Raw genomic sequence first — 12,645 nt, forward strand, 5'->3', positions numbered from 1 at the left:
CTGCTTATCTAAGAAAACTCGCCTCAACAGCGCTAGCGGGTCATTTTTTTTACAAATACCACAACAAACAAGGCAATAATAAAGCTGCCACTAAAGGCCTCTATGGCAGCGAACATACGGGAAAGTCCAACTGGGGTAAAGTCGCCATAACCAAGGGTAGTAAAGGTGACCACGCTGTAATACAAGCATTCAAAAAACGCTACAACGTTTTGCCCAAGGCTTTGATTTACACTGAGAGAAACTATATTTCCGTTGAAATGAATGCCAGTAAACGAGTAAATAATAGCGCAACTCAAAATGATTAACAGAGAGGTGTATACCACGCGGATCGGCAGTTCTCCGTAGCCGCATACCAAGTCAACCAGCTTGGATATTCCGCGCCGATAAGAGAACTTGGGCATTTGATAGCGTCGCATGGTGAGTTCTTTACGTAAAAACACACCTGCAGTAGTAAACAAGCCTTCCGATTCGGCTGTCTTACGGAGGCCGCGATACACTTCCTCGGCTTGTTGGTAGTAGTCGGCCATGGCTTCTTTATCTTGTTGTTGTTCAGCGGCACTGCCTAATTGTTCTTGAAGCACTTTTTCGCCAACGCACAGGCTATCGCATTTACATTGGTCCATTTTGGCACCAAGCAAATTGGTTTTTGTTAGGTCGGCATGATTTAAATTGGCTCCTCGCAAATCGGCTTTCATTAAGCTACCGCTTTGCAGGTTGATATTAAAAAGGTGCGCCCCTCTTAGGTCACTTCGATAGAGGTCGGCGCCAGAAAGGTCGTAACCTTGCTTGCTGTTGTAGCGAACTAAATCAATACCAGCTAGTTTGGCTTTTTTTAGGCTGATACCTTGAAGCATGCCTCCGTTTTTGGCATGGTTTTCTAGCTTCTCTTTGATCTCTTCGCCGCATTTGTCCTCGTCTGGATCATGCCAAAAACACAACCCGCTTTCTAAAGCAGGTTCCTTGCAGTTGGCACCAGAACTATCTTGATACAGACATTGACCGCATTTCTCCATATTTGGCTAACGCTCCAGCTATTAATCAATAATTTGATTATTAGCCAGTTTTATTTACTGGCTTTAAGCTAAGTGTATTTCAAATGGAGGATTTTGCGAGCAGCCTTAAAATGTGGGGCTAACAAGACTTGCTTGCTACTTTTTGTTGCCGCTACCGAGTTGTTGGAACTCACTTTTTAAGGTTGAGTAACGCTCGGCGTGGTTGTCGTTTAACTTAAGACCATCGAGTAACTTAATGGTAATTTTGCAGTCATTTAAAAGCTGCCCACTGAGCCCTTTTTCCGATTGATTAAGCTGTTTTAGTATGGCTTGGATTTTGTTCAAGATTGCACCAGTGTTACCAGGGGCCACTTGCAATGCCTTGTCGAAATAGCTCGTCGCTTCGTGAAAGCGGTTTTCTTCATAGGCTTCGATGCCCATTTTGTTGTATTCACGAAACTGGCCAAGTTTGAGTTCAAAATCTTCAGCTTTTAATACTTTGTGCGCAGAGGATAAAGACATGGGGTCGATATCATCGCGTTTTTCTAGCTCTTCGGCAAATGGCATCGCGTATTCAAACTCGCCTACAGAGTTTAGGGTTAAGAAGGTGTCGGGCAATAGTTCACCACTTACTTTGCTGGGTGCATCTAACAAACCGTCGTGGCTATCAAACAGCAATCGTTTGGCTTTGTTTAGCTCACCTTTGGTGGCGTGCACGCGAGCTTGGCTTATGCCTTCAAAGGCATCAAAATTAAAGTCATCGTCTTTGCCTTCTTCACGCCTAGCATGAAATAGCACAGAGTTAACTTCTTGCAGTAAGCGATTTTTTCGATACAAATCATCTTCACTTTGCGCTTCGTCTATTAGGCTGCGTACATAGTTACACAGGTGATGAGGGCCACGATGTATAGAACGCCTAGCAAGCTGCAAAATGGTAGAAAAGGTTTCTTTGGCTAGTGTTAAATCGCCAGCCTCCATGGCAAGCTCGGCTAACAACTGTTGGCGCTCAATACTATTTACCGCCAACTTAGAGGCTTTAAGTACAGTTTCTAAGGCTTTGTCTAATTCGCCGTCTGCTCGGTAAGCACGAGCTAGCCAGTCATAGCCGGTGAGCAGTAATGGGCTCTCAGCAATAGAGCGATTAAGTGTTTCAATCGCGCTTTTATTGTCTTTTAGTAACAGGTGAACACGACCTAAGGTAGCTTTTGCCCAGGTTTGTTTACGCTCTTCTAGAATGGCTTCTAATGCTTCTTTAGCTGCCACGTATTCGCCTAAGGCTATTTGCGCTTCAACGCGTAAGTTACGGCAATAGTTGCTGTAACGGCTTTCGGCTTCAATCTGTTTGTCACACAGTTCAATAACTTGCTGATACTGTTTTTTTGATAATGCGTGATAAACCTCGCGTAAACTTTGACGTTTTACATGGGCTCTTGCTAGGCGGTTGTGCAACTGAAACTGAGAAAATGGTTTGGTTATGAACTCGTCTGGCTCCATTTCTAGAGCACTAAGCACCATGCTTTTATTATTGTCACCGCTAATAATAAAAAACAGAGCATCAACTTCTAACAACTCGCTAACACGAAGCTCTTCTAAAAGCTGGCCACCATTCTTGCCAGTGCCAAGGTTATAATCTACTAGAAGGATGTCGAATTTTCGTTTTTTGCACGCCCTTACAGCGGCTTCGCCAGTGTTTGCGAAATAAACGTCGGTTGCGCCAAAGTTTTGCAACATGGCCTTAAGCATAACCTGAAAGGCTCGCTGGTCATCAACGATGAGTATTTGCTTGTCGCTGTAATTGTATTGCGTTGCCATTACTGAGTGTTCTAATCCTTTTGGCTTATCCTAGCATAAGTTACCAAGCGATAAAGTAGTGTAAGTATAGACAGTTAGCGCAGTAGTAGTATCTGCTATTAAACCTTGCAAAAACAGCTAGGCTTGATTTAATATTGAGGTGTTGATGAGTCTTTTGGTCTCATCAGCGCTGAGTCAAAGCCAAACTTGGAGTGATCCAAGGTCGGAAAGTTACAGGTCTTTAGGGCAACCTTAAGATGGCTGGACCGCCTTAGTTGAGTGGTTAGATTTGCACAATGTACATCTTTCTACTTAGTAAGTTAGTCTATTTACCGTTTATTACTTTCCGTATTTGGTTGGAACGCCAAGCTAAAATTAGCTTGGCGTATTTGTTTCTGCAGCCTTATCTTGTTAAGCATTTGTTTCTAAATGCTGTTGCTCCTAAGGCGTCTAAATCTACTCGTTATTGCTCAACTAAGTATTTTGCTATGCGCTAATTGCATATCTAAGGCAAATTTCGGGCATAAAAAAAGACATCCTGAGATGTCTTTTTTTATCAATATGGTGGAGGGAGGTGGATTCGAACCACCGAAGCTTTCGCGACAGATTTACAATCTGTTCCCTTTGGCCACTCGGGAACCCCTCCTGCTTGTGGAGCGGCATATTACCAGAACTTGGTGGGCTGTAAAGCAAAAAAAGCGACATTTTTATTGGCAGATAACTGTTTGCTTATTATCTGTGCATTTGGCCGAAATTTGCTAAAGTTTTAGCCTGCTTTTCCGATAGCTATAAAGGTAATGGAGGAGCAATATGTTAGTTGAGCAAATTAGACAAAGTAGCTTATGTGATGAACTGCAGTTGGGCGATACGCTTAACAAAAGTGCCTTGCAGGGCGATCAGGCTCATTTTCATTTATTGCTTAGCATGCTTAGCCAAAACGTGTGCGATCAAGCTCAGTTTTCAATGCAAAAGCAACAGCATGAACAAGTTCAGCAAGATTTACGTGATAAGTTTCAACTGGCTCAAGCTCGCGCTCTTAAAGCGCTAGATGATGAGTTTCCAGTACAAGCTAATTGGAGTAAGCACCTGCATGCCGGTGAGCCGTCGCGGATTCGTTTAGAACAGGCTCTTGGCGGCTATGCGGCGTGTGCAGAAGACAGTGTCGACGGTTTACCTCACGAGGTAATGAACAACGTGGATTTGTTAAGCCGGGTAAAACACCAAGTGGCTAAGCCAGATCTGCAACAAGAAATAGATAAAGAAGTTAAGGGTACTGACATGTACAAGCTACTAAGTGACTTTGACTACTCAAAGCCACTTAGCGTTAAGTACTTTAATTAACGAAACACCACGGTACGGTTTCCGTATACAAATACTTTTTCATCAAGCACTTGCTGCAGCGCTTTACTTAATACTGCTTTTTCTACATCACGGCCAGCTTTGGCCATTTCTTCGGCGCTGTAAGTATGATCAACATGGATTACATGTTGCTCTACGATTGGCCCCTCGTCTAAATCGTTGTTTACAAAGTGGGCGGTGGCACCAATAATTTTTACGCCTCGGTCGTAAGCTTGTTTATAAGGCTTAGCGCCAATAAATGCTGGCAAAAACGAGTGATGAATGTTTAAGATTTTGTTGCTAAAGGCTTCAACAAAAGCTGGCGTAAGAATACGCATGTACTTGGCAAGTACTACGTAGTCTGGTTGGTACTGCTGTACTACCTTGATAACTTGTTGCTCATGCTCTTCGCGGCTTAAATCTACATGGCTAATATGATGGAAAGGAATATCAAATTTTTCCGTCAAAGTACGTAGGCTATCGTAGTTACCTACAACGGCAGCAATTTCTACATCCATATCACCGTAAACGGCTTTCATGAGTAGATCGCCCAAGCAGTGCGCTTCTTTGGTTACCATGATAACAATACGTTTGCGCCCGGCACTCTCTAAACGGCGGGTACTCCCAGCTGGAAGTGCACCATCTAAATCGGCAAGTAAAGTTTGGTCGTTAAAGTAGCCTTCTAATACTGTGCGCATAAAAAAGCGATTGGCATCGTTATCAACAAACTCGTTGTTTTTAATAATGTTAAGCTGGTGCTTAGCACATATATTGGTAATGCTTGAGATTAAACCTTTTGCGTCTGGGCATTCGGTTAATAGAATTTTTCTTTCCATTGTGTTTTCGATTTATTCAGTTTTAAAGTTAAGATTTATTACAGCACTGTTTAAACTTTTTGCCGCTTCCGCAGGGGCAAGCTGAATTACGCGCCAAGGCTTTTGGGGCGAACTCTCCATCAGTATAAAACCAACGCTCATTAACTTTCTTAAAGTTAGAGCGCTCGTGCAAAATTTGTCGTTGACCCTGTTCGCGATAATGAGCTTTAAACTCCACTATGCCTGTTTGGCCATCTTTAAAGTCACAGCTAAAGATTATTTGTAGCTTTTCCCATTGCCCTAAATCTTCTTTAGTTGAAGGTTGTGGGGCATCGCCTTGTCGATAGTCCGAGTGGTGCGTTTGCCATAAATAACTAGCATCGCCCAGCGTAAACGCGGTGTAGCGAGAACGCATTAACTGCTCACAACTTGTTGGTAAGCAATCACCGGTGATGATGGGCTGACAGCACTGAAGAAAATCGTTGCCGCTACCGCAGGGGCAAACTAACACAGGGAAACCTCAAATTTGACTAAGGGCGAAGTGTAGCAAGAAGCTGCCGATAAGGCAGCTGAAACTTGGTGATAGTTTGGCCAAATTGGCCTTATTAATCAGGATTTAACATGTGCTTAACCGTAAATGTGGTTAATTGAGGATCAAAGTGTGGGTTGTTGGCTAAATCAAGCTGAGCCAAACTTGCTTGCTGGTCTGTTTGTTCACTTAAAAATACCGCTAAAGCGACAATACGGGCGTAGACATGAATGGCTTCACCACTTAGGCCTAGTGGTCGGCCACTGCCATCCCAATGTTCTTGGCTTTGATTAGCTACGATAAGGGCTGCATCGATTTGCTGTTGCACTGCGGGATCTTTAAGTGCATCTGGTAGCTCGCAATGTTCGGCAATGCGCTGCCAACTCCCTTGGCTTAACATGTTACAGCTAAGCAGCACGTCGGGTAAGCCGTGGTTAGCTAGGTCATAAAAGCTAGCGGCTTGGTTTAATGCTTCACATTGTTGGTCGCTGAGCGAATAAGCCGCAGCAAGTTTAGCGCAATAGCGTTCTATATTGCTAAGCTGCTCGGTATTATACTGTTTGGTTTGAATGGCCTGATGAATTAACTCCACCAGACGAAGTTGACCGTGAGCCAGTTGTTTTTGCAAGTGCTGGTTTTCTAGACGCACAGCCGTAGTTTGAATCAAATAGTTAAGTGGTTCTAGCTGCAACTGCTGGGTGTCGCTCCATCCTTCTAGGTAGAACATCAAAGGTTCGCTATCAGTATTTTGCAAATAAAACACCGCATTGTTCTCGCCAAAACTGTGCTGTTGATTTTGCTGCGCTTGGTTAAGCAATGACTGAACTCGGCTTGGTAGCTCATGTAAGTTGCGAACTTCTTCTAAATAGGCCAGCTTCCCTTCGCTATGCAGTACTTTAAGCTTGGAGCGGTAAACACTTAAGGCTAAGCCACTGAGGGTAAGTTTGGCATCTTGCTGGGTTAACAAGTCAATTAGCTCATGAAACACGCCTATAGCCAAGTTTTGCTCGTTTTTGCAGTTTTCAATATGGCTAGAGGAATTGATGACCGCACGCAGGTTATTACGTTGTGAATGCAGTTCGGTAATTTCTTGGTAGGCACGAAGGGAGGCGCACATTAAAGTATCTAAATTTACATCGCTTAACTCGGTTTTGTTTTTGTAGTCGCTCACATCGTAGCGGCGAATCACTTCTCTAATGGGCGCTAAGCCGGGTTGCCCGGTGCGCAAAATTAATCTTATTTTGTGGTTGTTAAGGCGTTGGCGAATATCATCGATAAGCAATAAGCCCGCATCGTCACTTTCCATGACAACATCTACTAAGGCAATCGCAACATCGCCGTGTTCACTGAGTAATTGATAAGCCTCGGCAGCGTTATAGGCGTCAATAAAGCTGAGTTTTCGATCTTGATAAGAAAAGTTGTTTAATACTAATTTTGTGACGGTATGCATTTCGCTGTCGTCATCAACAATTAGCACCTTCCAGGGAGCTGGCTCTAGGGTTTCGGTAGCGGTATCGTCTTCTTCATCAAACAGGAATAGTTCAGCACTATCATCCATTGCTACTGTCCTCACTCGTTAATAAGGCCTCTATCATCAGTATAGGAAATTACTAGCGATTCTTAGGATATTTTTCTTAAAACTGGATATTAAACACGCTAAGCTTAAGCAATTGCACTTATGTTGCTAGGAAATTGATTTTGCATAATAAATTCGTCATTGAAGCGCTAGACCAAGGCTTAGCTGAAGCCTTAATCAATAAGATTGATTTAAAAACTAAGCCACAAGGTTCTCTTGGCCAACTGGAAAGTTTGGCCTGCCAAATAGGGCAAGTTCAACAGACCTTAGAGCCTGAAATCCGCCAGCCTAAAATGATTGTATTTGCTGCGGACCATGGTATTGCGCTTGAGGGTGTGAGCGCCTTCCCACAAGAAGTTACTGCTCAAATGGTACAAAATTTTGTTAATGGTGGAGCCGCCGTCAACGTATTTTGCCGTCAACATGGTTTGGACTTCGAGATCGTTGATGTTGGGGTGGGCCAGCTTTTGTCTGAGCAAGGGGTTCAACTGTGTAAGGTAGCAAACGGCACAAAGAGTTTTTTGAATGCCGATGCAATGAGCAAAGAGCAATGCCTTCAAGCCATCGACGTTGGCGCTGAGCGGGTTGCCCAAGCTGCACGTGAAGGTTCGAATTTGTTGGCTTTTGGCGAGATGGGCATTGCTAACACCGCTAGTGCTGCTGCCATAATGGCCGGCTGCTTGGGTCTGGATGTTAGCGACTGTGTTGGTCGCGGAACTGGTTTAGATGATCAAGGCTTACAGCATAAAACGGCAGTGTTACAACAATCGATGCAATACCATCAAGGTGAATACAGCGCGCAGCAATGGCTAGCCAAAGTAGGCGGATTTGAAATTGCTGCCATGGTGGGAGCGATGCTAGAAGCCGCTCATCGGCGCATCGTTATTTTGGTAGATGGTTTTATTTGCTCTGCGGCTGCCTTGGTGGCCAGCCAGATAAACCCCTTGGTAACACAATACATGATTTTTTGTCACCAAGGTGCAGAGCATGCTCATCAGCGCTTGCTTAAAGCACTAGAGGCCAAGCCTTTGCTGGATTTAGCACTGCGCTTGGGTGAAGGAAGTGGCGCTGTGCTGGCTTACCCACTGGTTGAGTCTGCGCTGATATTCTTAAAAGAAATGGCCTCGTTTGACTCAGCTGGCGTGAGTCGTGAGCGTGATTGAACGCGCTAAACATGAGATGAACTTAGTGTTTAATGCACTCAGTTTCTTTAGCCGGATCCCGGTTCCGAAAAATGTAAGGTACAGCGGCCAAAGTCTCAGCCAGTGTGTGGCGTATTTCCCCTTGGTTGGCTGGATTGTTGGTTTAGTTAGCGCTGGGCTCATTGTATTGCTTATGCCCATACTTGGTGCGCCCTTAGCTATATTGCTCTCGATGGCGGCCAGCTGCTGGCTTACCGGTGCATTTCACGAAGATGGCTTTGCCGATTGCTGTGATGGCTTTGGCGGTGGCTACACTCCAGAGCAAATGCTGCGAATTATGAAAGACTCCCGCCTAGGCACTTACGGAGTGCTAGGTTTGTGCAGCATATTGGCGATTAAATTTAGTGCCTTGTTGAGCCTTAGTCAGGCGCTCATTAGCACCGAACTCTTATTGGTGCTGTGGCTAGCGCATAGCTTAAGTCGCTTTAGCGCGGTGCTTATTATCTGGAAACTTGATTACGTTCGTGAGCCGTCTGAGCCGAGTAAAGCTAAAGCTGTTGCTCAGTCGATTGGTTCTAAAGAGCTTCTTTTAGCCTTGTTTTGGGTTGCGGTGCCAGCAGCTTTATTAGAGCTAAATATGTTAGCTTTTGCGGTGTTAAGTTGCTTGCTAGTCACGCTATTGTGGGCTCGCTACCTAAAGCTTAAGTTGGCTGGCTATACAGGGGATACCTTAGGCGCACAGCAGCAGTTGAGCGAAGTGGCCATTTATATTAGTTTGCTTGCAGCTATTAATACAGGCCTGATTCTGTGAATAGAGTGCTATTGGTGCGCCACAGCCAACCAGGTATTGCCAGTAACCGCTGTTACGGCCAGCTAGATATGCCAGCAAAACTAGAACAACTGCAACAAGCCACAGTACGATTACAAAAATTATTGGCCGAGTACTCTGTAACAGAGGTGTATGCTAGCCCTTTGTTACGTTGTCGCCAGTTGGCCGAAAGCTTATTTGTTCCGGTCGATATTGCATATCAAGACTCACTGAAGGAAATAAGTTTTGGTCAGTGGGAAGGCTGTAAGTGGGATGACATTCCCCGCAATCAACTGGACGCTTGGGCTGATAATTTAGAGGGCTATCGCCTTGGTCAATCTGGCGAAACCGTTGCAGAGTTTAGCCAACGCGTACTAGGCTTTTGGCAAACTCAGTTATCTAAAATTAGCGAAGCGAATACCGCCCACGTGTGGTTTACTCACGCTGGGGTTATTCGTACCATTGTTGGAGATATTCAAGCTTTACCTATGGCTGAGTCCAGCAAAATAGCACTAAATTTTGGATCCTTAACTTGTATAACATTTGCCTCTAATGGAGCCGCCATTGAATACCTTAATCGCTAAACTTGTTATCTTATGTGTGCCTTTAACATTTGCTCTGGGGCAAGCTCAAGCCAGTGAAGAAAGTACCTCGGCCAATAAACCTAAAGTAAACATTATTGGTAAATGCTGGCAGCGTGCTACCAAGCCAGAGGTGAATAAATGCTTGGAGAATAGCTTGGCGCAACTTGACCATCAAGTAAGGCAACGTTTGGTAGTCCTGCATAAGCAAGCTTTGGACTTAGAGTCTATTAGTGAAGGGGCTCAAGGCGCAGTTCAAGCTTTAGAAAAAGCCAAAATAGAGTTTAGTGAGTTTCGACAATCTTTGTGTGCTTGGGAAAGCTTAATGATGGCTGGTGGCAGCGGTTCGGCTAGCCAGTATTTAAGCTGTGAGATAGAGCTTACCCAGCATTGGTTAAGCCGTTTGCACCAGTGGTAACCTTGAGTTTTAGATAGCAAACAGCCCGCTTTTAGCGGGCTGTTTGTTGGTAAGCTGTCACGAAAGATAAACAGCCTTTGGGCATTTACGCTTCGGCAGCGCGAGCTTCTTGGCAACCTTTAATGGCGGGGGCCAAAATTTCCAAAGCGGTTTGCTCACAAGGGCTTAAACTAGCATCTGATTCGGCGATAGGAGTAACACGCTGACCCCAGCGAATCGCAGCCGCTCCCCATGTTAGTCCAGCACCAAAAGCGGCTAGCAATACATTGTCACCAGGCTTGATTCGCCCTTGCTCTAAGGCTTCGCATAAGGCTACTGGAACAGTGGCCGCTGAAGTGTTCCCGTATTTTTCAATGTTCACCATAATATTGTCATAGGGAGCATCAATACGTTTGGCTAGGGCATCAATAATGCGTAAGTTGGCTTGGTGGGGCACAATGAAGTTGAGCTCATTGTTGGCGATGTTAGCCTGCTCTAATACGTTACTTGCTGCTTCACCCATGCCTTTTACCGCACGTTTAAAAATCTCAGGCCCTTCGAACTGAAAGTTGTAAAGCGTATCTACGCCTGAAAAACGTTTACGGTTAGTACCAAAATCCGAAATATACAGGATCTCTCGTTTTTCGCTATCGCAGCCTAGTTTTGCTGCAAGAAATCCTACTTTTTCTGCTTGGTCGTTTGCTTCTAGAATCACTGCGCCAGCACCGTCGCCAAACAATACTGCGGTATCGCGTTTGGTCCAGTCGAGTAATTGAGTTAATCGTTCAGCGCCAATCAACAGAATGCGTTTCATCGCTCCGGTTTGAATTAAGGCAGAGGCTGTTTGCATGCCGTAAACAAAACCTGAGCAAGCGGCGTTCATATCAAATACGGCGGCTTGTTCTGCTTTAAGTAGTTGTTGTACACGGCTGGCACTGTTAGGTACCGATGTACCAGGGGTGCAGGTACACAAAATAATCGCATCGAGTTGCTCTGCTTTTAGCCCTGCAGCAGCTAAAGCTTGTAAGCCAGCTGTAGCTGCGAGTTCAGCAATATCTACATGAGAAACACAGCGCTCTTTTATGCCTGTCCGGCTACTAATCCACTCATCCGATGTGTCGAGAAAAGTACTTAAGTCGTGGTTAGTGAGTCGTGCTGGTGGCATACATTTGCCCCAACCGGTAATTTCAGCATTGTACATAGCGTGCTTAAAACTCTGGCTAATTGAAGTTGCCAAGGATTATGCCTTATGCATTGCAAATAACCAAACTAGAACAAGAATTAGTCTCAAACAGTAGCTTTTTGTGGCTAAAGCTCACATTTTAGCTTTAGCTGGTGTTTTATTGGTCAAGTTGTGCCATAATCAGCCCATATTGATGGACTAGACCTAATAATATGTAGGTCAATTTATGTAACAGGGACGCTCAATTACTCTCTGAATTACGTAAATGGGGTCTGTTATGACTGCGCAACAACACAATTCTGTATTGTCTCCACCTGGTGATGATAATACTCAAATATCTAGTTTTACTGATAATACGCGTTTTTTCGAATTAACCGTTGATTTCTACGCGGATTCACTAAGCCTTTTAGCTTTTGGTGGCGATGTTATTGGTAACCTTCCACCTAAAAAACTGGTGGCTGTAAATGGCCAAATAGATAATGAAGAAGCCTTTTTCAAATCTATGTTTATTTGGACATTTTCTGCTATCGATGAAGTAGAAGCCCCAGTAGATCCTAAGCCACAAGACTGGTTATTGCTGAACGCAAACGAGCAGTAAAGCCTTGGAAATAAGGCTTAGCCAAGGCACATTGGGCAAAACCTTATTGGTTTAAGCTTATAAAAACATTCCTCCCGAAGCTTCTATCCGCTGCCCATTTACCCAAGAGGCTTGGTCGCTGAGTAACATGGAGAGAGCATCGCCAATGTCTTCTGCTATACCTACTCGACCTAGCGCTGTGTGTTGGGCTAGTTGCTGATTAAGTGTGACATTGTCACGTACAACTCCGCCACCAAAGTCAGTTTCTATCGCTCCTGGCGCGAGCGTATTTGCCCTAATCTGCTTGTAGCCTAGTTCTGCTGCCAAGTAGCGAGTCATTACCTCTAATCCTCCCTTCATCATGGCATAAGCACAAAAGCCTGGCATGCTAAAGCGCGTCAATCCGGTAGAGATATTGACTATTCGTCCTGCTGTTTCAATCATTGGTAGCAAAGCTTGAGTAAGAAAGAAAGTGCCTTTTAAATGCACATTCATTAATTGATCAAACTGTTGCTCGGTAGTTTCAGCAAAGCTGTTATTAATGCCGATTCCTGCGTTATTAACCAGGTAGTTGATTGAGTCTCGTTCAAATTGTTGTAGTAAGGTCGTTCTTAATCTACTGATAAATCTAGGGAAGCTGCTACTATCTGCCAGATCAAGTTGAATGGCCGCGGCGTTTACTCCAAATTGGCGAATTTCACTCACTAGCTGCTCGGCTTTGTCTTGTTGGCTATGGTATGTGAAGACTATATCCACTCCGCTTTTCGCTAAGGCTAAAGCAGCACTGCGCCCTAAGCCTCGGCTCCCACCTGTCACCAATAATAAGTTGTTCATAAAGTCTCTCCTGTTTGTATCGACATGCAGGATAGAAAAAATACTGTTAGTGAAAAACACACTAAAATAGATATCATTGTTT

The 12,645-nt window shown here is 44.4% G+C and carries 13 protein-coding genes, 1 tRNA gene and 1 riboswitch; of the genes, 6 read left to right on the forward strand and 8 right to left on the reverse strand.

Annotated features, from left to right (window positions below; all coding sequences use genetic code 11):
• Positions 1 to 32: 32 nt before the first annotated feature.
• From LQZ07_RS08750 to LQZ07_RS08760, 3 genes are all read right to left on the reverse strand, one after another.
• A complete protein-coding gene (locus LQZ07_RS08750; RefSeq protein ID WP_152779566.1) occupies positions 33 to 1,013 on the reverse strand; it encodes an ion channel in 981 nt (326 codons plus the stop codon).
• A 135-nt stretch (positions 1,014 to 1,148) separates the two neighbouring features.
• Positions 1,149 to 2,804 carry a response regulator gene (locus tag LQZ07_RS08755; protein ID WP_152779564.1) on the reverse strand — a complete coding sequence of 552 codons (1,656 nt, stop codon included), beginning with the start codon at positions 2,802 to 2,804 and terminating at the stop codon, positions 1,149 to 1,151.
• A gap of 169 nt (positions 2,805 to 2,973) precedes the next feature.
• Positions 2,974 to 3,057, forward strand: a riboswitch (cyclic di-GMP riboswitch).
• Between the two features lie 288 nt (positions 3,058 to 3,345).
• Positions 3,346 to 3,429 (reverse strand) — tRNA-Tyr (locus LQZ07_RS08760).
• A gap of 164 nt (positions 3,430 to 3,593) precedes the next feature.
• Between LQZ07_RS08760 and LQZ07_RS08765 the strand changes: the two genes are divergently transcribed.
• Positions 3,594 to 4,124, forward strand: a complete 531-nt coding sequence (locus LQZ07_RS08765) for a VC2046/SO_2500 family protein (protein ID WP_152779562.1) — start codon at positions 3,594 to 3,596, stop codon at positions 4,122 to 4,124.
• Here LQZ07_RS08765 and purU read toward each other — a convergent pair.
• The 3 genes from purU to LQZ07_RS08780 all read right to left on the reverse strand — a co-directional run bounded on the left by purU (position 4,121) and on the right by LQZ07_RS08780 (position 7,023).
• The gene (gene purU, locus LQZ07_RS08770) at positions 4,121 to 4,957 is read right to left on the reverse strand and encodes a formyltetrahydrofolate deformylase (protein ID WP_016403715.1); all 837 of its coding nucleotides are present in this window, start codon (positions 4,955 to 4,957) and stop codon (positions 4,121 to 4,123) included. The genes LQZ07_RS08765 and purU overlap by 4 nt on opposite strands.
• A 28-nt stretch (positions 4,958 to 4,985) precedes the next feature.
• A complete protein-coding gene (locus LQZ07_RS08775) occupies positions 4,986 to 5,447 on the reverse strand; it encodes a YchJ family protein (protein WP_249483608.1) in 462 nt (153 codons plus the stop codon).
• Positions 5,448 to 5,541: 94 nt separating this feature from the next.
• Positions 5,542 to 7,023 carry a DUF3369 domain-containing protein gene (locus LQZ07_RS08780; protein ID WP_152779560.1) on the reverse strand — a complete coding sequence of 494 codons (1,482 nt, stop codon included), beginning with the start codon at positions 7,021 to 7,023 and terminating at the stop codon, positions 5,542 to 5,544.
• Between the two features lie 140 nt (positions 7,024 to 7,163).
• On the opposite strand from LQZ07_RS08780, the gene cobT reads away from it, so the two are divergent.
• Genes cobT through LQZ07_RS08800 form a run of 4 tightly spaced genes read left to right on the forward strand, consistent with a single transcriptional unit; the run spans position 7,164 to position 9,990 of the window.
• Positions 7,164 to 8,204, forward strand: coding sequence for a nicotinate-nucleotide--dimethylbenzimidazole phosphoribosyltransferase (gene cobT, locus LQZ07_RS08785; protein WP_152779558.1), 1,041 nt, complete (start codon positions 7,164 to 7,166; stop codon positions 8,202 to 8,204).
• Positions 8,191 to 8,994, forward strand: coding sequence for an adenosylcobinamide-GDP ribazoletransferase (locus LQZ07_RS08790; protein ID WP_152779556.1), 804 nt, complete (start codon positions 8,191 to 8,193; stop codon positions 8,992 to 8,994). Before cobT ends, LQZ07_RS08790 begins: the two co-directional genes overlap by 14 nt.
• Complete coding sequence (locus LQZ07_RS08795) at positions 8,991 to 9,575, forward strand: histidine phosphatase family protein (protein WP_152779554.1); 585 nt, start codon at positions 8,991 to 8,993, stop codon at positions 9,573 to 9,575. The genes LQZ07_RS08790 and LQZ07_RS08795 overlap by 4 nt, the downstream gene beginning before the upstream one ends.
• Positions 9,556 to 9,990, forward strand: coding sequence for a lysozyme inhibitor LprI family protein (locus tag LQZ07_RS08800; protein WP_194164051.1), 435 nt, complete (start codon positions 9,556 to 9,558; stop codon positions 9,988 to 9,990). Before LQZ07_RS08795 ends, LQZ07_RS08800 begins: the two co-directional genes overlap by 20 nt.
• An 85-nt stretch (positions 9,991 to 10,075) precedes the next feature.
• Here LQZ07_RS08800 and LQZ07_RS08805 read toward each other — a convergent pair whose 3' ends face one another.
• Positions 10,076 to 11,170, reverse strand: coding sequence for a ketoacyl-ACP synthase III (locus LQZ07_RS08805; RefSeq protein WP_152780735.1), 1,095 nt, complete (start codon positions 11,168 to 11,170; stop codon positions 10,076 to 10,078).
• A gap of 259 nt (positions 11,171 to 11,429) precedes the next feature.
• Here LQZ07_RS08805 and LQZ07_RS08810 point away from each other — a divergent pair, with 259 nt between their 5' ends.
• Complete coding sequence (locus tag LQZ07_RS08810; protein WP_152779549.1) at positions 11,430 to 11,750, forward strand: hypothetical protein; 321 nt, start codon at positions 11,430 to 11,432, stop codon at positions 11,748 to 11,750.
• Positions 11,751 to 11,807: 57 nt separating this feature from the next.
• Here LQZ07_RS08810 and LQZ07_RS08815 read toward each other — a convergent pair whose 3' ends face one another.
• Positions 11,808 to 12,563 carry an SDR family NAD(P)-dependent oxidoreductase gene (locus LQZ07_RS08815; protein WP_152779548.1) on the reverse strand — a complete coding sequence of 252 codons (756 nt, stop codon included), beginning with the start codon at positions 12,561 to 12,563 and terminating at the stop codon, positions 11,808 to 11,810.
• Positions 12,564 to 12,645: the final 82 nt, after the last annotated feature.

Source organism: Agarivorans sp. B2Z047 (assembly GCF_023373605.1).
In the GTDB taxonomy this organism is placed as follows: Bacteria; Pseudomonadota; Gammaproteobacteria; order Enterobacterales; family Celerinatantimonadaceae; genus Agarivorans; species Agarivorans albus.